We start from the raw sequence: 20,271 nt of genomic DNA, 5'->3' as shown, positions 1-20,271 counted from the left end.
CTGAACTTTGGGTCAATTGTGGATGACCCTTGTTGGGGCGGTGGTAAACTTGCGCCAACTTTGAAAGTGATGATGTGATGGAAGCGTTTCTGACTGCAACCGGCCTGGTGGCCTTGGCCGAAATGGGCGACAAAACCCAACTGTTGGCCATTATTCTGGCGACCCGATTCAAAAAGCCATGGCCGATTGTGTGGGGCATTCTGATTGCTACTTTGTTGAATCATGCTTTGGCAGGTGCTGTGGGCACTTGGGTCACTACATTGATCAGCGCTGAAACCCTGAAGTGGATTCTGGTGGCCAGTTTTGTGGGCATGGGTATCTGGACCCTGTTTCCCGACAAGGAAGACGACACCACGCCAGAGACCGGGAAATGGGGTGTGTTACTGACCACGATTGTCGTATTTTTTCTGGCCGAAATGGGCGACAAAACCCAGTTGGCCACAGTGGCCATAGCGGCCCAATACAGTGATTTCCTGCCGGTCGTGATTGGTACAACCTTGGGCATGATGATCGCCAATGCACCCGTGGTTTTTCTGGGTGAAAAGCTGACGCGGGTGTTGCCACTGAAAGTGCTGCGTGCGATGGCCAGTGGTTTGTTTTTGCTGTTCGGGGCCTGGATCGCGCTTTTTTCTTGATGCGCCTAGTCCGCTGATTGCACCGGTGGAAGCGCCGCAAATTCTTCATCGGAGTACAAACGCGACCGGGTCAGAAATCGCATGCCACTGGGGCGTTCCAGGCTGAACATTCCGCCATTTCCTTTCACGACATCAATTGTCAAATGCGTGTGTTCCCAATAGGCAAACTGGGATTTGCTCATGTAAAAGGGCACGCCACCAATGTCGCCCAGCTTGACATCTGATCCACCCAAGGGAAACTCGCTGCGCGGAAACAGCATGGGTGCGCTGCCGTCGCAACAGCCGCCGCTTTGATGAAAAATGACATCGCCATGCTGGTTTTTTAAAGCAGTAATCAACTCCAAGGCCTCGGGTGTTGCACTGACTCGGTTCGACATTGATTTTCTCCGGTTCAACAAGAACACCGCCCAACCCGTGTCGGGCCGAGCGGTTCGTACTACTTACGTCGCTTTACGAACTTAGAAAAAACCCAGTGCGTTGGGGTTGTAACTCACCAGCAGGTTTTTGGTTTGCTGGTAATGGTGCAACATCATTTTGTGGTTTTCGCGACCAATACCCGATTGCTTGTAGCCGCCAAATGCAGCATGTGCCGGGTACAGGTGGTAGCAGTTGGTCCACACGCGGCCAGCCTGAATGGCCCGACCCATGCGGAAGGCGCGTGCGCCGTCACGACTCCACACACCTGCGCCCAAACCGTACAGGGTGTCATTGGCAATTTGCAAGGCTTCGGCTTCGTCTTTAAAGGTAGTCACTGACAGCACCGGGCCGAAAATTTCTTCCTGAAAAATACGCATTTTGTTGTGCCCTTGAAAAACAGTGGGCTTCACATAGTAGCCACCGGCCAGGTCGCCACCTTGTTTGTTTTGCTCGCCACCGATCAGGCACTTCGCGCCTTCCTGTTTACCCAGATCGATGTAACTCAGGATTTTTTCCAGCTGTTCTGAAGAGGCTTGCGCGCCGATCATGGTGCTTTCATCCAGCGGATTGCCCTGCTTGATTTTGCCTACCCGTTCAATGGCACGTTCAATGAAAGCGTCGTAGATGTCCTCCTGAATCAGTGCGCGGGAAGGGCATGTGCACACTTCGCCTTGGTTTAAGGCAAACATGGCGAAGCCTTCCAGGGTTTTGTCGAAGAAGGCATCGTCTGCCTCCATGATGTCGGAGAAGAAAATATTCGGTGACTTGCCACCCAATTCAAGCGTGACCGGGATCAGGTTTTGCGCAGCGTACTGCATGATCAATCGACCTGTGGATGTTTCACCCGTGAAGGCAATTTTTGCAATGCGCGGATTGCTGGCCAGTGGTTTGCCCGCTTCCAGTCCGAAGCCGTTCACAATATTCAGTACGCCGGGCGGCAACAGGTCTGCAATCAAATCCATCACCACCAGCAATGAAGCAGGCGTTTGCTCGGCAGGCTTTAACACCACGCAATTGCCCGCTGCCAATGCTGGGGCCAGCTTCCAGGCAGCCATCAGTATCGGAAAATTCCAGGGAATGATTTGCCCAACCACGCCCAGCGGCTCGTTGAAATGGTAGGCGTAGGTTTGGTGATCAATTTCACAAATACTGCCTTCCTCGCTGCGAATACAGGCGGCAAAGTAACGGAAATGATCGATGGCCAGCGGAATGTCGGCAGCCATGGTTTCGCGCAACGGTTTGCCGTTGTCCAGCGTTTCAGCAACCGCGATCAGGCGCAGGTTTTCTTCCATGCGGTCTGCAATGCGATTAAGAATCATGGAACGTTCGGTGGGTGAGCGTTTGCCCCAAGCGTCTTTCGCTGCATGCGCAGCATCCAGCGCCAGTTCAATGTCTTCAGCTTGAGAGCGAGCAATCTTGCAAAGCACCTGGCCTGTGACTGGTGTTACGTTGTCGAAGTACTGCCCGCCTTTTGGAGCGACCCATTTGCCGCCGATGAAGTTGTCATATTTGGCTTTGAAGGGGAACGCCACGCCCAGTTTTAATTCGTCAACCATGTTCATGTCCCTAACTCCTTGTTCTGTTGATGTAGGTAAGGAGCTTTGCGCAACGGGCATGCCAGTGCTGTTTAATGACGATTTCCGGAACCCTGTTTCCGCATCAATCAAACAATCGAATTTTTATCTGGAAGTTTGGTGCAGAACTTTGAGAAGACAGCGCACATTGCTCAAGTTTGAATTATGCAAAAGGTTGCATAATTTTGTTGCGTTGCACACATTTGACACACCTGTAGGGGTGTTAATTCGCTTGAATCTCGTTGAGAAACAATTCCAGAGCCTGTGTGCGACCCAAATTCATGGCGTTGTAACCCGCAGCATTTTCCACCTGTTCCAGTACTTCGGGGCTGCGCAACCAAGGCAAAAGAATGTCCATCGCCGGGTACTGCAGATCGCTGTTGTGGGTGACCAGAAAATAGCGTTCCCTGGACACGGGTCTGAATTGCAAGCCATAGTGATCAGCCGCTGCCCGGATGCCCAGGCCCAAATCGCCATGACCCGCCGCGATCGTGCAAGCCACGGCCAGGTGTGAATTTTCTTCATGGTAAAAGCCGGGCAGGTTTTCGGGGTTCAGGCAGGCTTTGGTAATCAGCGCATTGAGTTGATGGTGGGTAGACGACGCCGAGTTCCTGTTCACCAACAGTGCGCGCCGCAGCGACACATCCTCAAGCGTGGGTGGTGTGGCCGCTGGGCGGCTCATCCAGCCGATATCGCGCTCGAACAGTTCAATGACGCTGAGGTTCGAGCCACGCAACCAGCGGCGCATAATTTGGTGAACATGAGAATGTTCTTCAAGCCCCACTGGCAAGTGGCAGCCAGCCACGCGCACTTCACCGCGATGCAATGCAGACAGTGCGGCAATGCTGCCCGACCAGCGCAATGACAGTTGCAGCTTTTTATACAGTGCAGTGTTCTGAAACAGGTTTTGCAATACCAGGTCATCGCTCAGTGCCAGGCTGATCCAGGGCTTGTTTTGATCAATGTCCAGCCACTCGGCATTCAGTTGTTCACCCACGGTACCCAGGTCGGGCGCCACGCGCACATTGCCTTGTTCCACCATCCAGATCAATTTGTGCCCAAACCGCGTGAGGCAAGCGCCGGCACGCCCGTGAGTGGCCACCAGTTCTTCGCCCAGCAGTTGGTTGTATTGCTGAATTTGTGACCATAAGGTACGGTAAGAAACGCCCAGCGCTTTACAGGCCAGTGAAATGGAGCCAGCCGTATCGATGGTTTTCAAGGTGTTCAACATGCGTTGGTCCAGTTCAACAAACTGACCGTCGTCTTTTTTCCAACGTGCGGATATTTTTAGATTGAGCATTTGCGAATACAGGCATGTCGATTGCTTGCATTCTGACAGATTACAAAAAGCAGGAGACAGGTAATCATGATGTTCAGCAGTACAAAACAATCGATTCTTCAAATAATCCCTGTGGGGATTCTGGTAAGTGGTGTCGTGGTGGTGAGCAATTTTTTCGCCAGCCCGGTTTTTGCTGCACCGATAGAACTGGGTGCAGTGAAAGGCGATTTGACGGGTGGCGACCCGCTGGGTTCCATGCAGTGGCCTGACATGAAAGGGCAATTTTTTGAGGCGGATGCGAAAACCGTGTTCGACTCCAGAATCAAGGTCACAGTGCCCTTGTTTGCTGAAGACGCCATGAATGTACCAGTGTCATTCGATGCCTCAGCTTTGGGCAAGGTGAAGAAAATCGTGGTGCTCGTGGACAGAAACCCGATTCGCAAGGTGTTGGAATTTATTCCCGAGAAGGCCAAGCCTGCTTTGAATTTTCGTTTCAAGCTGGAGCAAGCCAGTCCCATTCGAGTCGCTGCATTGACTGAGGATGGCGTGTGGCATGTGGGTTATGCCTTCATTGAAGCGGCTGGCGGTGGTTGCACTGTGCCCGGCGCAACGCGGGCTGATGGCAGTTGGCCACAAACTTTGAACAAGGTGGCCGGCAAAATGTTTGATGCCAATCAGTTGCGAGACGATGCGCGCTTGCGTGTGCAAGTGTCGCACCCCATGGACACCGGTTTGGTGGCTGGTGTGCCCGCCTTTTACATTGAAGAAATGATTTTGCAAGACAAGAACAAACAAGTGCTGGCCAGGCTTTACCCCTTTGAGCCCGTGTCAGAGAACCCCTTGTTCTCGTTTGATTTTGACAAGAAACCAGTGGGCCCCATCAGCCTGGTAGGGCGCGACAACAACGGCAACCGGATTGATGCAAAGGTGACCCAATGAATTTGTGCAAAGCGGTGTGCGCAATAGTTGCCGTGTCCATGTTCACTGTTCTTGCTGGCCCCGTATTGGCCGAACTGCCCAATGTTGCCAAACCAACACCCAACAAATCGACCCTTGATTACGGTTTGAAAGCCACCAGACTGGCGGGTGGCTGGTATGTGATTGCAGGTGTGAACGATGACTTTTCTCAGGCCAATGGCTGCAACATCATCAACACCGGCTTTTATGTGGATGAGGCCGGGGTGTACGTCATCAACACCGGAACCTCGCGTATTTATGGCGAGCAGCAACGTGCCTTGATTGATTCAGTCAGCAAGAGCAAACCGGTCAAGCAGGTGGTGGCACTGAACCTTCACCCGGATTATTTTCTGGGCAATCAGGCTTACCCGAAAGAGGCGCTTGCCGCCACGAAGTTGACCATCCAAGGCATCAAAGCCGAAGCGGCGTTGTATGAAACCAATCTGTACCGTTTGTGCGGCGACTGGATGAAGGGCACAGAAAGTGTGTTTCCTGCGCAAACGATCGTGCCGGGCAAGTTGAAAGCTTTGGGTGATAAGCCCATTGAAACACTCGAACTGAAAGGCCACACCGATTCGGATTTGGTGGTGTTTGATCCGGAAAGCAAAGTGATGTGGGCAGGCGGCTTGGTGTTTTACCAGCGCATAGTGACCACGCCGCATGCGAAGTTAAAGCCCTGGATTGAAAGCCTGAAAAAGCTTCAAGCGCTGAAGCCCAAGGTGGTGGTGCCCAGCCACGGCCCGGTGAGTTGGGGTAGCGAGGCAATCGACCAAACGCTGGATTACCTTAGCTGGCTGGACAAACGGCTAACCGACGCAGCCAATATGGGCGAGGAAATGAATGACGTCATGAAGAAAGGTGCGCCCGAGCGATTCCAGAATTTTGCTGCTTACCCAGCTGAGTTTTATCGCAATGTGACCAATTTGTATCCTTTGTATGAAAAGCAGGCTTTGGGCGGATTCTGAGCGTAGCAATCAGGGTTAGCGCTTTACCAAGTGTGTCAAAACGGGACAGTTTGTGTGTTGCTGAACAGATGTGCTGTTGCAATGTCACAAAACTGTCTCTTTTTTTGCTTATCGCGATCAATGAAATCACTCTAATGAGGGTGTTTTTGTAACACACTGATTTTATTGAATAAAAAATTTATTTAGATGAAATATTCTACTTGGCATGAAGCTTGCGCTAGGTTTCTACGGGTAGCCCCGACTCTGCAAACGAGGGGCGAGAACCTCAAAGTAACGGATGAAGAGAGGAGAAACAAATAATGCGCAAAACTCTGCTTAGCGCGATGGTAGCAACCGCACTGGCGATTCCAGCAGTGGCTTCTGCCGCTGTGACAGACGCGATGATTCAAAACGATGCCAAAACAACAGGCGACATTCTTTCCTGGGGTATGGGTACAGAGGGTCAGCGTTACAGCCCATTGAAAGACATCAACGTATCGAACGTGGGCAAGCTGGTTCCAGCCTGGTCTTTTTCGTTTGGTGGTGAAAAGCAGCGCGGTCAGGAAAGTCAGCCTGTCATTCACAACGGAAAAATGTTCGTGACCGGTTCCTATTCACGCATTTATGCACTGGACGCGGCCACAGGCGCAAAGCTGTGGAAGTACGAGCACCGTTTGCCTGAAGGCATCATGCCTTGCTGTGATGTGGTGAACCGTGGCGCCGCCCTGTATGACAACCTGGTAATTTTCGCGACACTGGACGCCCAACTGATCGCTCTGGATCAGGACACCGGCAAGGTGGTCTGGAAAGACAAGATTGACGACTACGCAGCGGGTTACTCCAACACGGCCGCTCCGATCATTGCAGAAGGCCTGGTTTTGACCGGTGTGTCTGGCGGTGAATTTGGTGTAGTGGGTCGTGTGGAAGCACGCAACGCCAAGACCGGTGAGCTGGTGTGGATGCGTCCGACTGTTGAAGGGCACATGGGTTACACCTTCGACAAAGACGGCAACAAGAAAGAAGCGGGTATTTCCGGTACCACCAATGCCACCTGGAAAGGCGACATGTGGAAAACCGGCGGCGCAGCCACTTGGCTGGGCGGCACCTATGACAGCAAAACAGGTCTGGCCTATTTCGGTACTGGTAACCCGGCACCCTGGAACAGCCACCTGCGTCCTGGCGATAACCTGTATTCAACATCCACTGTTGCGCTCGACGTGAAGACTGGCCAGATCAAGTGGCACTACCAGAATACGCCCAATGACGCATGGGATTACGATGGTGCCAACGAGTTCGTGACATTCGACATGAATGGCAAGCGCATGGGCGGCAAAGCCGATCGAAACGGCTTCTTCTATGTGAATGATGCAAAAACCGGCAAGCTGGAAAATGCATTCCCGTTCGTGAAGAAAATCACCTGGGCCAAGGGCATTGACCTGAAGACAGGTCGTCCGATTTTCGACCCCGCCAACCGCCCTGGTGATCCCACCAAGATGGACGGCAAGAAAGGCGAAACTGTGTTCTCCGCACCTTCTTTCCTGGGTGGCAAGAACCAGCAGCCAATGGCTTACAGCCCTGACACGGGTCTGTTCTATGTTCCCGCCAATGAATGGGGCATGGAAATCTGGAACGAGCCAATCACCTACAAGAAAGGTGCTGCTTACCTGGGCGCTGGTTTCACCATCAAGACATTGCCCGGCTTTGACTACATCGGCGCACTGCGCGCGATGAACCCCAAGACCGGCAAGATCGAGTGGGAAATCACCAACAATGCGCCTTTGTGGGGCGGTGTGTTGACCACTGGCGGTAACCTGGTGTTCTGGGGTACTCCAGAAGGTTACCTGAAGGCAGCTGATGCCAAAACAGGCAAGGAAGCGTGGAAGTTCCAGACTGGTTCCGGTGTGGTTGCTCCTCCCGTAACCTGGAAAGGCAAGGACGGCGCCCAATACGTGGCTGTTGTGTCTGGTTGGGGCGGCGCTGTTCCCCTGTGGGGCGGTGACGTGGCCAGCAAGGTCAACTACCTTGAACAAGGTGGTTCCGTGTGGGTATTCAAACTGTTCGACGGTAAGTGATCAGTTTGTGAAGTACATCAAGCTGCCCCGTGTGGGGTGGTTTGATGCGTAGTGAAGTAGTAGAGCGTAGTTTGTAGTGTTGTCATTTCACCCCCAAGTTTACTGCCTGCTCCGCAGCGAACTTATGACGCAGACGGTTGAAACAAATTGCTCCTTGGGACCTTTTTCCGGCATTGATTGGGAGTCGGAAAAAGTTGTGGCGGTTTGTGAGTCTCCTAAACGAATGCGTCTTTTCTGCCCGGCCATGTGCCGGGCATTTTTTCTAGCATCATCATTCCGGGTGAATGAAAAATCCTGTTTTTGTAAATTTCCCAATCGCACATTGATAATCGTCGGATTTTCTTCATTTACCCCCGACCATGCATTCCGAAATCACACCCCAAATTCGCCAAAAAATTCTTCAGTCCACCAATTCTGTTGTCGAGCTTCGACCGCTGGGTGTTGTGCTTGCCATTGATGGCAGTGCAGAGGTACTGCGAGAGCCACACACAGCGTCAGTTCAAAATCAGTACATTGTGGTGGATGTAAAAACCGGTAAGCCTGAAGTTTCCGGTAGGGAAGTGTTGGCCGAGGGTGCCATGACCGCAATTAACTGTACTGCAGCGGTGGTTGCGGGAATTGTGACGTTAGGGGGAGGCGCAGGTGCTCCATTTTCAGGTGGCGCAAGTCTGGCCGTGTCGACTGTGGCTGGTGCGGCGACGTTGGCTACTGCTTTAAGCTGCGGTAACTCATCCGTCAGGACGATTAATGCCCTGTTTTTTCCTGGGGAGAATCAAGTACTCGATAATATGCCCTCCTACAAAACCACTTTGCAAGTTCTTGATGGTGTGTCGCTTTTGGGTGTGGGTGCATCAGCATTCGCAGCTCGACGCGCTATCAAAGTATTAAGCAATGCTGGAGTGAACATTCCAGCGGCTTTGACAGGCCATATCAACAGGCAGCAGGCAGCTTTATTGACCAAAGAAATGATCAAACTCCGCAGGCCCAATGTATCCAACGGCGAATTGAAAAAACTCATTCGAAGCGGTAAAGAACCCAAACGCTATTCGAGGCAAGAGATTTCACTTGGTGCGCTTAAAAGCTTGAAAGATTCAATTGCAGCTGGACTTTCGTTTCTGTCCAGCACGCTTGATGGGAATATAAAAGAAATAAGCATCTACATTGTTGAGTTGGCATCATGAAATTTCAGCTCCCTGTTCCATATGTTTGGTCGTTTTATATCGTTAGCACGATGCTAGCCGTCACACTAAATTTCACTGCAATAAAAGCATTAATTGGTCATCTACCTTATGAGTGGTTTATGGGTGGCATGCTCATGTGTGGTTTGTATTCCGTACTCAGCGCTAGGCAGTGCTACACCTATGGCAGAACTTGGCCGCAGAAAGCAGTTCTACTTTTATTCCCGATTAGTTTTTTTCATTTCTGGCTGAACGGACCAATCACCTGGATTCTAGGTGTTGTTGTGGTCAATCTGTTTCTCTGGTGGGTAGCATATTGCCTAAGCGGTCGTTTGGCGGCCGTTAGCCCATATGGCGGGCCGTCAGGTTATTTATAAAAAAGCCCGGTATTTACCGGGCTTTTTATATCAGCGAGGCTGAATTAGAACTTGTATGACACCTGTCCTGACAGAATGAACGCATCGCCTTCGGCTGTGCCCACTACGCGGGTTTGTTGACCTGCTGCGGGGTTGCCCTCGGTGCTGTCAATTTTGCCCTCATCAGGAATGACGTACTGAAACGCCACATCGAATGTGGTGGCTTTGTCGAATTTGTACTGTGAACCGACAGCCAGCGTGATTCGGTTTTCATCAGGCAGGCGAACCTTGCGGCGCTCGTCTGGTACCGGTGTGATGTCGTATGCCACACCAGCTTTCAAATTGATGGTGTCGCTGTACTTGTAAATGCCACCCACGGCAAAGCGCCAGCTGTTTTTCCATTCGTAATCCTGAACGGTTAATGGGGCTGCACCAGCAGGCGCGTTTTGTCGTTGAAAGTCCAGCTTTTGAATCGTGCTCCATTCAGTCCAGGTGGCGTCGGTCAGCAGTTGCCACTTCGGATTCAATTCTGTGACTGACGAAATCGACAGTGATGCAGGCAGGCGGATTTTAGAGGTGAGTTCGCTATTTGCAAATAATGCAGCAGCCACAGGGGCGCCTAGGCCAATTGTGGGTCTGTTGTCGAAGGTCACATTGCCTTCCAGGTCTTGCTCAATCGCAGAGCGATATGCAACACCCACGCGTGTCGCAGGCGTGATCTGACCCATCACGCCAAGGTTGAACCCGTAGCCCCAACCGTCACCAGCAATGGTGGTTAATCCTTCGGTGCCGCCAAAGGGCGCGTAGTTGATTTGTGAGCTGAGTTTCGCATCGAGCTTTTGAGCTGATACACCAGCGCCTACCGACCATTGCTCATTGACCTTGAAGGAAGCTGAGGGGTTGATGTTCACTGATTTGATATCGGACGTAACACCCTGAAAACGGCCATACCAGTCGGGCTGAAAGTCGGTTCTCAAGCCAAATGGCGTGGCCACGGACAAGCCCAGATTGATTCGGTCATTGAAGGGCACTACAAGGTGAAAGTTGGGAATGTAACCTTCGTCACCAAAGTCACCAGTGCTGCTGCCCAAGGGTCGGCCCGGTGCTGCGGTGCTGCCTTCGTTGTTGACTTCACCATTCAGGTCAATGTAATGCCCGCCCAACACCACCTGGCGTTCTTTCAGGCGGCTCATGCTGGCGGGGTTGAACCAGGCGGCGCTGGCGTCTTCGCCAATGGCTGCCTTGCCTGCGTAGGCTACACCAGCACCGCTGGCGTTTTGTTCAAGCAGTGCAAAACCGGCGGAGTGGGCTGCGTTGCCCAGGCCAAGCCCAAGCGTCGCGATTGCACAGCTGATGATTCGAAATTGAAAAGGGGTGTGTGTCATGTCGTCCTCGGTTAGTCCGTTTGTAAGAATGGATGTTTATGAGAGCTATTGTAAGTAAAAATACGAACGACCGTGCTTATAAAAAATAGAGGAAATCCCTATAAAAACTATATATGGTTTGTATTTTACTGGTTCAAGGGCACGGCCGCACCGCTTTGAGAAAACTTCCACGTTGCCACCGCCAGCATGGCGATTGTGGCGGTTGCCAATACCGATGCACTGAACAGCAGGCTGAATTCAGCGTGGCTGCTGAACGCGTGGCGAAGTAAATCCACACAGTATGAAAACGGGTTGACCATGGACACCCAACGGGCCAATGCGGGCATCGGGTCGATGGGGTAAAGCGCACCGCTGAAGAAGAACACCGGAAAAATCACAAAGTTCATCATGACCGCAAAGCCGTCAATCGACTTGGCAAAGGTGCCGCACAACACACCCAGTGCAGCGCAGCTAAGTGCAGCCAGCGCAGCGCCCGGCAGTAGCACATGCAGTTGCGGCCACAGGGTTCTGCCTACCCAGGGCAGTACGTCCTGCAAATCGAAGCCCATGGGAAACAGCAAGGTGTACAGGCCTTCAAGCGCCAGAAGCAGCAGCACCAGAAGCCCCATTTGCACCAGCGCACCAATGGCCGCCCCAAGTGTTTTTGCAATCAACAGGTGGTGTGTTTTAACAGGTGCGGTCACCAGCAGGCGCATGGTGCCAGCGTCTTTGTCCAATGCAATGCTTAAGCCCCCCACCATGCCACCAAACAGCAGGGTCATCCCCACAATGCCTGGCAATAAACGAGCTGTGTAGTCGCCACCAGCCAGTGCCTGCATGCCCCCACCAATAATCCACAGCCACAGCACCGGGCGCACCATGGCTGCAGCCAGGCGGTCGCGCTGCTTCAACAGCTTTTGGCTTTCGCGGCGAATCACGGCCCAATAGAATTGTCTCAACATGATTTATTCATTCCGCCGTTCATCTTCCACACAAACCAGTCGGCCAAAGTGGCCGTGCGCACAGTGGTCACGCTTTGGTCGGGCAGTTCATCCAGCGCTTGCGCGGGTGTGCCCAGCCAGTTCAATTCACCTTTGTTCAGAAAGCCGACGCGGTCGCAACTGGTGGCCTCGTCCATCAAATGGGTGGCCACAAAAATCGTCAATCCATCCACGGCCTGAAGTGTTTTCAGGGTTTCCCACACCGTGTTTTTTGAGGGCACATCGAGCGCGGTGGTGGGTTCATCAAGAATCAGTACACCGGGCTGATGAACCATTGCGCGCGCGATGTCTACGAGCCTTTTTTGCCCGCCCGACAAGCTGCCCACGGTTCTTGAAAGCCAGCCTTGAATCGGGAAAATGGTGTACAGGTGCGCCAGATTGGCTTTGGCCTGGGCCTTGTTCAAGCCTTGAAGGCCGGCGGCAAACATCAGGTTTTCTTCAACGGTCATGAAGCGGTCCAGCGACACCGATTGAAACACAAAACCAAGATTTTTTCGGGCCAGGTCGGCGGCCCTGCGGGTGCTGTAGCCCAGTACGGAAAGCTCGCCTTCATCCGGCGTAATCAACCCGGCGATGAGGCTGATCAAGGTCGTTTTGCCTGCACCGTTGGGGCCCAGCAAACCAAACATTTCGCCTGCTTCCAGATCAAGACTGACCTTGTTCAAGGCCAGGTGATCGCCCCAGGAAAACTGGAGATTCCGTGCGTGAAGCCGTGTAGTGGTGTTGGAGTTCAAGTGCCGTTTTTGCTCAGATGCAAGCTGTTGTGATCGCTGCGATACCATACCACGGGCACTTCTACAGAATCGGCCAGGATTTGTTGTTCCTGCTTTTGAACTTTCAGGTAGTCGTTGGGATTATCGCGCCGTTGCGCAGCATCCACGAAGGCCACCACCTTGGCGTGATCAGGTGACTTGTGGCACACCGGGTCGGCATTTGTTGCATCGCCAGTGATCAGGTAGGCCTGGCACCGGCAACCGCCGTAGTCTTTGGCCTTGTCGGGGCAGGTGCGGCAGGGGTCCTTCATCCAGGCGTCGCCACGGTAGCGCGTAAAGCCATCGCTTTCAGTCCAAATGTGCTCAACCGTGCTGGTTTTCACATTCGGAAATTCAAAACCAGGCAACATGCGCGCGGCCTGACAGGGCAGGGCGGTGCCATCGGGGCTGATGCTGAGGAACACATTGCCCCAGCCGCTCATGCAGGGCTTGGGCGTTTTCTCGAAATAGTCGGGCACCACGAACAGCAGCTTCATGCTGTTGCCCAGTTTTTCGCGCCATGCCGCCACACGTTCTTCTGCATGTTTCAATTGTTCATGCGTCGGGATCAATGCAGCCTTGTTTTTGAAAGCCCAGCCGTAATACTGCGTGTTGGCCAATTCAAGATATTCCACGCCCAGTTTCACAGCCAGCTCGATGATTGAATCAATGTGATCCAGGTTCAGCCTGTGCAGCACCACGTTCAACACCATGGGCCAGCCAGCTGCTTTCACGGCGGTGGCAATGTCGAGTTTTTTCTGAAAAGTTTTGGTGTCGCTCAGGGCGTCGTTTGCAGCCTGTGTAGCATCCTGAAAACTCACTTGAATGTGGTCAAGGCCAGCGGCCTTCAGTGCATCCAGCCGTGAAGGTTTCAAGCCGATGCCCGAGGTGATCAGGTTGGTGTAATAACCCAGTTCATGGCCGTATGCCACCAGTTCTTCCAGATCGTCACGCAGCAGCGGCTCACCACCGGAAAAGCCCAACTGCACCGCACCGAGCGCGCGGGCCTGCTTCATGGTGTCTTTCCATTCTGCAGTGCTCAGTTCATTCGTGTTGGTTTTGTAATCCACCGGGTTATAGCAAAACACGCAATGCAGCGGGCAACGGTAGGTCAGCTCGGCCAACAACCAAAGCGGGCCAGCGGGGCGGGTGTTGTTTTCGGCAATGCCTGTCATGCGTCCAGCCAGTTGCGGCGTGTGGCCTCTTGCAGCATGCTGCGCACATCGGCTTCCAGGCCGCTCGCGTTGAACTTCGCTTCCAGTGCCGACACAATGCCCTCTACGGTGCGGGTGCCATCACACAGCAACAGGATTTCACTGGCAGACTGGTTCAGTTTCACCATGCCTTCAGGGTACAGCAGCACATGGGTTTTCTGGGCCTCTTCGTATTGCAGGCGAAACAGGCGGTTCAGCTTGGGATGTTCCGGCAATGTCGGGTTTGTTTCAGCATTCATTTTTTTCTCTTGTCGGGATAGGCCAGCGCAATCGCGTCTGACATGCTCCACAGCACATCCAGTTTGAATTGAAGAATTTCCAGTGCGCGTTCCTGCTGTGCACGGGTCTTGAAATAATTCAAGGTTACTTCCAGACCGTGCTCCACATCACGTTGTGCAAGGCTGATTCGCGAACGGAAATAATTCAAACCTTCGGGTGCAACCCACTTGTAGTCTGTGGGCCAATTGCTCAAGCGTTGTTTGTGAATTTCCGGGGCAAACATTTCAGTCAACGATGAGCACACCGCTTCTTGCCAGGGCGCACGGCGTGCAAAGTTTACATACGCATCCACCGCAAAGCGTACGCCTGGCAGCACCAGCTGCTTGCTCCAGAGCACGTCTTTGTCAATCCCGACTGCTTCGCCCAAACGGCTCCAGGCTTCAATCCCGCCCGCATTGCCTTCCCAGCCATCGTGGTCGAGTATGCGTTGTACCCAGCGGCGGCGGGTTTCCCGGTCGTCGCAGTTCGCCATCACGGCTGCATCTTTCTGTGGAATGCACACCTGATAATAAAAGCGGTTGGCCACCCAGCCACGCAGTTGTTCGCGGCTTAGTTTGCCCTCGCGCATCGCCACATTGAACGGGTGGTGAATGTGGTATTTGTCGCCTTTGGCGCGCAAGCGTTCTTCGAACTCCTTCTTGCTCCAGGCTTTGTTGCTGCTCATGCAAGAATCTCCATGCCGTCAAAGGACACTTCAATTCCATTGTCGGCCAGAATGGCGCGCTCGTCGCCATGCTCGTACAAAATCGGGTTGGTGTTGTTGATGTGAATCAGGATCTTGCGTTGGGTTTCAAACTGGCGCAGTTGGCTGATCATGCCCGAGCCGCGCTTGCCCGGCTTGTCAGTTTGCGGCAGGTGCCCCATGTCGGCTGCCATTTTCTGGGAAAACCCTTGCGTGACCATTTCATCTTCGGTCCAGAAGGTGCCGTCGACCATCAACACATCGGCCGCCTGCATGAAAGGCAGGATGTCAGGCGTAATTTCCCCGAGCCCGGGTGCGTAAAAAACCTTTTTGCCGGTGTTCGTGTCTTCAATCAACAAGCCAATGTTGTCGCCACGGCGCTGTGCATAGCGGCTTGGGGAATAAGGGGGTGCCTTGCTGATCAGCGGGATTGACTTGATTTTGATGCTGTCCAGCGGGCTGATTGAGAATGGCTCATCGCACTCGGTGCACAAGGGGGTCCACTTCACGCCGCAGTAAAACCCCAGGGTGGGCACGAGTGGAAGACCATTGGTCAGATCTTCCCACACAGCCGGCGTGGTGAACAGGCGCATGGGGGTTTTGCCCTCGCGCATCATCAACAAGCCGGTGGTGTGGTCAATTTGCGCGTCCATCAAAATGACAGCAGAAATACCCGTGTCGCGCGGGCCGCGATTGGGTTGTAGTTCGGGGGTGCTTTTGATTTGCGTGAGAATGTCGGGCGATGCATTCACCAAAATCCAGTTCGCAGACCCGTCGGATATGGCAATCGACGACTGAGTACGCGCAGTGTATCCGGGCGCTTTGACCCGAACAGCCTGGCAGTTGTTGCAGTTACAGTTCCACTGTGGAAACCCTCCGCCTGCTGCGGAACCCAGAACTTTGATTTTCATAGTTGCTTTTTTTCAGGGGTAAAAAAAGCCCCGCTAGCCCAAAAGGCTATCCGGGGCTGTGCGAACCGTCAAATTAACGGTTGGCGATGTACATGGTGATTTCGAAACCGAAACGCATGTCAACGAATGATGGTGTAGTCCACTGCATGAAAAATCCTCCTTTTGCTTTATTGAAATGCACCTTGGCTCATGGCTAGGGTGAAGAACTTGGCTCGCGCCGTTTTGTTCGTCCTCAGGGGATTAAATAGCAATTCCTGTGCCTTGGCGTGTAATTTAAAGCTGATTTTACGATGTGGAATTTCAGGTGTTTTGAAGTGTCTGTGAGTGTTCAAACTGTTGCAGTTTGAAACAGAATGCAAAAAGGCGCGAACCTTGTGAGTTCGCGCCTTAGGACAACCGTTAACGGAGGGTAGTTAACGATTAAAAGAACAGGATAGCGCCTACTGCGATTGTGTCGGATTCGGCATCGACTGGTGTAGCGGTTGTACGCTGGAATTTCATCGTGTTGGTGATGTATTCACCAGCGATTGTCAGGCTCGGTGTCAGGCTGTGATACACACCCAGAACAAGCTGTTCGTTTTCATCCAGAATACCGTTGGCTGAGTTGGCATCATTTGATGTTGCATCTAGCGAAGATACACCGTAGTTGACGCCAAACTTCGTGTTACCCACTTTGTAGGTGGCTTGTAACATGTAGCCCTGTGAGTCACGCTCTTGGCCCAGCGCATCTGCGCCACCCAAACCGATCAAAGCTGTACCCAGACCTTCGCCCGAAAAATAGTTACCTACCAAACCAAGCGCACCGAAGTTCAAAGCGGTACCGATTTCGTAGCCAGCGATATCGCTTTGTGAGCCAGTGGCGGCTGTGCCAGGTGTAACAACTCCTGTTGTCAAATCGGCAGTTGCCGGTGTTCCAGCAGTGGCTGCGACTGTGTCACGTGACTGGTTGATCAATGCGCCCCAGATCTTGCCAGTTTCACCGAGACTGTAGGTAGCCAAGCCTTGAAAGCCTGTGTCACGTGAGCCGTTTGACCCGCTTGCCACGGTTCCTTGAATTGGTTGAAAAACACCCGCGCTCAAGCTCAAGTTACCCATCGCTGGTGCTGTGTAGGTCATTTGCGGCTGAAACTGGGTGTAAATGTAGCCTTGACCAATCCCGCCGAGTGTCGTGTTGATAGCTCCATTGACGGCAGCGCCGCCGCCCACTGCCAACAGTGACATGTCATTCAGGATTGCGTTCTGACCGAACAGGCCGATGTCTCGACCGAACTTGAATGTACCCATGGATTCATTGCCGAATGTCAGGAATACACGGCGGTTATCACCCACCGCCTGACCTCGTCCACCAGAAAAAGTACCGTCGTCCACCGATGTACCTGGATCAATAGAGATCGTGCCGCTGATGTCGTAACCAGCTTGCTTGGTTTTCGCCGTAAACACGATGAAGCCAGGTAGCAGACCATTCTGGATGTTGTTACTGTCCTGACCAGCGGCTCCAGTAGTTCCGCACACGTTTAGTGCGGTGCCGTTGGCTGTTACTAAGCCAGCGCCTCCCGATCCAAAAGAATCGCATGAGCTCGATGTGTAATAAGCGTTGATTGAACCAGAAATGTCCATTTCCCACTCGCCGGCTTTGAAACCGATCGCGTGTGCCGAAGTCCCCATTGCCGCCAAGATGGAAGCTGCTACTAATTTTTTGCTGATCATAAGATCAACCCTCCAGTTCTAGTTTTTAAAGGTGTTGCTTGTTTGTCTTCTAAAGCTCGCCAGCGAACCGCAGAGTCATGCTGGCTTGAAGGGGACTAGGGCAAAAGGCATGCCAGTGCGCAAGTTATTGTTTTTAAACAGATAAATTAAAATGTAGGCGTTTTGACGACATGCAGTTGCGCCAAGTACAGTGCGCGTCAGGCGAGCCGGTTTGGAGCAGCTTTGTTGTTGCCTGAAACAGGTGAATGACAGTTTTGTGACAGGTGTTCAAAACTTTTGTGCCAAAAAAAATCACCCGGCATTGCGGGTGATTTTTTGAACTTCAATCGGTGGAACCTGAGTTTGACTTATTTTGCGTTCAATCGCCTGTAAATGGTGTTTCTGGAGATGCCCAACATTCTGGCTGCCGCACTGACATTGCCCCGGCAGGTCTCCAGTGCTTCCTGGATGGCCCGAGATTCAAGGTCATCCAGATTGATCGGGTTTTCAACAGACGCTCGAATCGAGGCCGCCTGTCGTGCACCCAGATAACCTTGTGCACGCGCATCGTAAGCCCGGGTGTCAAAACCGTCGTCTTTGAAACGATTGACCTGCACATCGTCGCGGGCCGCCGGTTTGGCAGATTGCGGCCAGGTGTCGAACCGGCCTTCCCGGAATTTACTGAAGGTCTGGTCCAGTCCGCCTGCTTTGGTGCTGCCGCCGCCTCGATGCACCTGCACATCAAACAAACTGGTTTTGTTCTTCACCATGCTGCTCGCACCAATAGGGGCCGGGTTTGGGCGTGTACCGAATCCGGCACCCTTGGCTTGAATGGAAAAGTTGCTTCTCACATTGAATTGTGGGCGGCTGGGTGTTGCCACTTCGGATGCGAGTTGACGTGGTTCTTCACGCTCGGGCGCACGCCGGGTTGGCAGCGTTTCGACAGGCATCGCCTGACTCTGTTTCTGGTCAAGCCGCAACGCATGCCATTCGTCCAGAAAGTCATCGGGCAGGTGGTCCCATTCAATGGTTTCTGCGTCATCGGTCATCACGCTGGCTGTCCGCAAGATGTTCGTCAGTTGCCGGATATTGCCGGGCCAAGCGTGGGTGGTGAAAGCCTTCATCACCTCGGGCGACACACGAATGCGCGGGTTCTGAGATTCATTTTCCAGTATGCGCTGAATGATTTTTTGCAGGTCGGTACGCTCGCGCAATGCAGGAATGCGCACCACCAGGCCATGAAGTCTGTAGTACAAGTCCTCGCGGAATTGCCCCGCTGAGATTTGATCGCGCAGGTTGCGGTGCGTGGCGCAAATAACCTGCAAGTTGACCGGAATGCTTTTCTGGCTGCCCAATGGTGTAACCACGCGTTCCTGCAACACGCGCAGCAACCTTGCTTGCAGTGAAATGGGCATGTCACCAATCTCGTCGAGGAACAGGGTGCCGCCATTGGCTTGCAGAATGCGGCCTTGCGATCCCTTCTTCTTGGCGCCAGTGAATGCGCCATCTTCATAACCGAACAATTCAGATTCAATCAGCGTTTCTGGAATGGATGCGCAATTGACTGCCACAAAAGGTTTGTTGTGTCGCGGTGAATCGTTGTGTATGGCTTGTGCAAGAATTTCCTTGCCGGTGCCGGTCTCGCCCAGAATCAGAATGGGGATGTCTTTGTCGATGACCTTGCCGACTTTGTCGATGATTTTCGCAACCTGCGGGTCGCCCGTGTTCAGGTACTTCAGGCTGGAAAGGTGGTGATTTTTCTGGCAAGTGGTGTTGGTCTTTTGCGCGGGCGATGTGCTGTGTTGAACCACAGCAGCATCGGCGTTGTTTTTTACCAGGCCAACCGAGTCAAAAATTCGCCCACGTCCCACACTACCCAGACTGGCTTTGGCTGTTACCTGGTTTCCATTGTGCAAACAGAGTATCAAGGGAATCGGGTTGCAAGTGCGATAATGGTCAACCAGCGCCGACAGGGGCATGCCAAACAGTGAACTGAATGTGTGGCTTTTCAATGCATTGGCGGACATGCCAAACTGAACCATTGCAGCCCGGTTGGCCGCAAGGAATTTGCCGGATGGCGAGAACGCTGCTGCGCCTTCAACCACCGAACCCAAAAACTCGCCGCGCTGGTGAAACTGCACAATGATGGCGTCTTGAAACGAACTGTTGAACAAATGGTTTTCAATCATCTGCGCAGACATGCGCACCAAACCCATGGTGTGGCGGTGATAGCTGCGGTAGTCGCCCGTTACATCGAGCACGCCAATGGCCACGCCGTTTGGATCAAAAATCGGGGCGGCTGAACAGGTCAGGAATCGGTTCACGTCCAGAAAGTGGTCCTGCCCATGTACTACGGTGGGCAACTCTTCAATCAGGGCCGTGCCAATCGCATTGGTGCCTTTGTGTTCTTCGCTCCAGGTCACGCCGGGTGCCAGCGCAACCTTTTGAGCCTTCACCAGAAAATCGTCATCACCCAGCGATTCAATGATTGTTCCGCTCGCATCGGTCAGCAGCACCATGCTGTGCGTGTTCACCACCTGTTCATACAGGGTTTCCATGAAGGGCAGGGCGCACGACTTTAGCCGGTTGTTTTTCTCGATCAGATCTTTCAGGGCGCTCGTGGGTGGGGGGGCGATGTCTACTTTCGATGTGGTGTCCAGGCCTGCGGCGGTGGAGCGTTGATGGGCACGACGAATGAATTCGAGGTGTCCTTCCGTGCCTGGGTCGATCAGTTCAATCACTTGTGCGTTGGACGCAAGGCTGCCGCCATCCCGCTCGGATAAGAATGTCATTCATGTCTCCTGCTTCTTGTGGTGCTGCGTTTTATAGGTATCGTTTTGGGTGCAGCTTTTGTTGTTGCGCTGAACAGTTTCAACATTGATCGCGTTCCGGCTGCTACGTTGCCAGATGCAAACACTGTGCCAACTCAATTCAGTGTGTTTCAAATTGAAACACTCTTTGATTGAAATT

19 protein-coding genes are annotated in these 20,271 nt (G+C 52.9%); 6 read left to right on the top strand and 13 right to left on the bottom strand.

The annotated features are described in order from the left end of the window. Positions 1 to 77: 77 nt before the first annotated feature. Positions 78 to 635 carry a TMEM165/GDT1 family protein gene (locus tag B4N58_RS12000; protein WP_291749671.1) on the top strand — a complete coding sequence of 186 codons (558 nt, stop codon included), beginning with the start codon at positions 78 to 80 and terminating at the stop codon, positions 633 to 635. A gap of 5 nt (positions 636 to 640) precedes the next feature. Here the strand turns inward: B4N58_RS12000 and B4N58_RS11995 are convergent, their stop codons facing one another. The 3 genes from B4N58_RS11995 to B4N58_RS11985 form a co-directional block, all read right to left on the bottom strand. After that, the gene (locus tag B4N58_RS11995) at positions 641 to 1,012 is read right to left on the bottom strand and encodes a DUF779 domain-containing protein (RefSeq protein WP_291749669.1); all 372 of its coding nucleotides are present in this window, start codon (positions 1,010 to 1,012) and stop codon (positions 641 to 643) included. 81 nt (positions 1,013 to 1,093) lie between these two features. Beyond that, the gene (adh, locus tag B4N58_RS11990; protein WP_291749667.1) at positions 1,094 to 2,614 is read right to left on the bottom strand and encodes an aldehyde dehydrogenase; all 1,521 of its coding nucleotides are present in this window, start codon (positions 2,612 to 2,614) and stop codon (positions 1,094 to 1,096) included. Between the two features lie 235 nt (positions 2,615 to 2,849). After that, the gene (locus B4N58_RS11985) at positions 2,850 to 3,926 is read right to left on the bottom strand and encodes a substrate-binding domain-containing protein (protein ID WP_291749664.1); all 1,077 of its coding nucleotides are present in this window, start codon (positions 3,924 to 3,926) and stop codon (positions 2,850 to 2,852) included. Between the two features lie 66 nt (positions 3,927 to 3,992). On the opposite strand from B4N58_RS11985, the gene B4N58_RS11980 reads away from it, so the two are divergent. The 5 genes from B4N58_RS11980 (at position 3,993) to B4N58_RS11960 (ending at position 9,433) form a co-directional block, all read left to right on the top strand. Beyond that, the gene (locus B4N58_RS11980; protein WP_291749660.1) at positions 3,993 to 4,844 is read left to right on the top strand and encodes a quinoprotein dehydrogenase-associated SoxYZ-like carrier; all 852 of its coding nucleotides are present in this window, start codon (positions 3,993 to 3,995) and stop codon (positions 4,842 to 4,844) included. Further along, positions 4,841 to 5,827, top strand: coding sequence for a quinoprotein relay system zinc metallohydrolase 1 (locus B4N58_RS11975; protein WP_291749655.1), 987 nt, complete (start codon positions 4,841 to 4,843; stop codon positions 5,825 to 5,827). The genes B4N58_RS11980 and B4N58_RS11975 overlap by 4 nt, the downstream gene beginning before the upstream one ends. A 299-nt stretch (positions 5,828 to 6,126) precedes the next feature. Next, on the top strand, positions 6,127 to 7,878 hold the full coding sequence (locus tag B4N58_RS11970) for a PQQ-dependent methanol/ethanol family dehydrogenase (protein WP_291749652.1): 1,752 nt from the start codon (positions 6,127 to 6,129) through the stop codon (positions 7,876 to 7,878). 578 nt (positions 7,879 to 8,456) lie between these two features. Next, positions 8,457 to 9,059: a hypothetical protein gene (locus tag B4N58_RS11965; RefSeq protein ID WP_291749649.1), complete on the top strand. Its 603-nt coding sequence runs from the start codon at positions 8,457 to 8,459 to the stop codon at positions 9,057 to 9,059. After that, positions 9,056 to 9,433: a hypothetical protein gene (locus tag B4N58_RS11960; protein ID WP_291749645.1), complete on the top strand. Its 378-nt coding sequence runs from the start codon at positions 9,056 to 9,058 to the stop codon at positions 9,431 to 9,433. The genes B4N58_RS11965 and B4N58_RS11960 overlap by 4 nt, the downstream gene beginning before the upstream one ends. A gap of 44 nt (positions 9,434 to 9,477) precedes the next feature. Here the strand turns inward: B4N58_RS11960 and B4N58_RS11955 are convergent, their stop codons facing one another. The 10 genes from B4N58_RS11955 to B4N58_RS11905 all read right to left on the bottom strand — a co-directional run bounded on the left by B4N58_RS11955 (position 9,478) and on the right by B4N58_RS11905 (position 20,093). Continuing rightward, a complete protein-coding gene (locus B4N58_RS11955; protein ID WP_291749642.1) occupies positions 9,478 to 10,797 on the bottom strand; it encodes an OmpP1/FadL family transporter in 1,320 nt (439 codons plus the stop codon). A gap of 125 nt (positions 10,798 to 10,922) precedes the next feature. Continuing rightward, entirely contained in the window at positions 10,923 to 11,738 is an 816-nt protein-coding gene (locus B4N58_RS11950) for an ABC transporter permease (RefSeq protein ID WP_291749639.1), read from the bottom strand. Beyond that, positions 11,732 to 12,511 carry an ABC transporter ATP-binding protein gene (locus B4N58_RS11945; protein ID WP_291749637.1) on the bottom strand — a complete coding sequence of 260 codons (780 nt, stop codon included), beginning with the start codon at positions 12,509 to 12,511 and terminating at the stop codon, positions 11,732 to 11,734. Before B4N58_RS11945 ends, B4N58_RS11950 begins: the two co-directional genes overlap by 7 nt. Continuing rightward, entirely contained in the window at positions 12,508 to 13,704 is a 1,197-nt protein-coding gene (pqqE, locus tag B4N58_RS11940; RefSeq protein WP_291749634.1) for a pyrroloquinoline quinone biosynthesis protein PqqE, read from the bottom strand. The genes B4N58_RS11945 and pqqE overlap by 4 nt, the downstream gene beginning before the upstream one ends. Further along, positions 13,701 to 13,982, bottom strand: coding sequence for a pyrroloquinoline quinone biosynthesis peptide chaperone PqqD (pqqD, locus tag B4N58_RS11935; RefSeq protein WP_291749632.1), 282 nt, complete (start codon positions 13,980 to 13,982; stop codon positions 13,701 to 13,703). The genes pqqE and pqqD overlap by 4 nt, the downstream gene beginning before the upstream one ends. Then, on the bottom strand, positions 13,979 to 14,686 hold the full coding sequence (pqqC, locus tag B4N58_RS11930) for a pyrroloquinoline-quinone synthase PqqC (RefSeq protein WP_291749629.1): 708 nt from the start codon (positions 14,684 to 14,686) through the stop codon (positions 13,979 to 13,981). The genes pqqD and pqqC overlap by 4 nt, the downstream gene beginning before the upstream one ends. Then, a complete protein-coding gene (gene pqqB / locus B4N58_RS11925) occupies positions 14,683 to 15,615 on the bottom strand; it encodes a pyrroloquinoline quinone biosynthesis protein PqqB (RefSeq protein WP_291749626.1) in 933 nt (310 codons plus the stop codon). The genes pqqC and pqqB overlap by 4 nt, the downstream gene beginning before the upstream one ends. Before the next feature lie 73 nt (positions 15,616 to 15,688). Beyond that, positions 15,689 to 15,763: a pyrroloquinoline quinone precursor peptide PqqA gene (gene pqqA, locus B4N58_RS11920; RefSeq protein ID WP_083797182.1), complete on the bottom strand. Its 75-nt coding sequence runs from the start codon at positions 15,761 to 15,763 to the stop codon at positions 15,689 to 15,691. Between the two features lie 272 nt (positions 15,764 to 16,035). After that, on the bottom strand, positions 16,036 to 17,322 hold the full coding sequence (locus B4N58_RS11915; protein ID WP_291749624.1) for a hypothetical protein: 1,287 nt from the start codon (positions 17,320 to 17,322) through the stop codon (positions 16,036 to 16,038). Positions 17,323 to 17,669: 347 nt separating this feature from the next. Further along, the gene (locus B4N58_RS11905) at positions 17,670 to 20,093 is read right to left on the bottom strand and encodes a sigma-54-dependent Fis family transcriptional regulator (RefSeq protein ID WP_348680741.1); all 2,424 of its coding nucleotides are present in this window, start codon (positions 20,091 to 20,093) and stop codon (positions 17,670 to 17,672) included. Positions 20,094 to 20,271: the final 178 nt, after the last annotated feature.

Origin of the sequence: Limnobacter sp. UBA3528 (genome assembly GCF_002377005.1) — a bacterium.
In the GTDB taxonomy this organism is placed as follows: domain Bacteria; phylum Pseudomonadota; class Gammaproteobacteria; order Burkholderiales; family Burkholderiaceae_B; genus Limnobacter.
The sequence above is the reverse complement of the archived record's forward strand: the minus strand, read 5'-3'. Positions and strand labels throughout refer to the sequence as shown.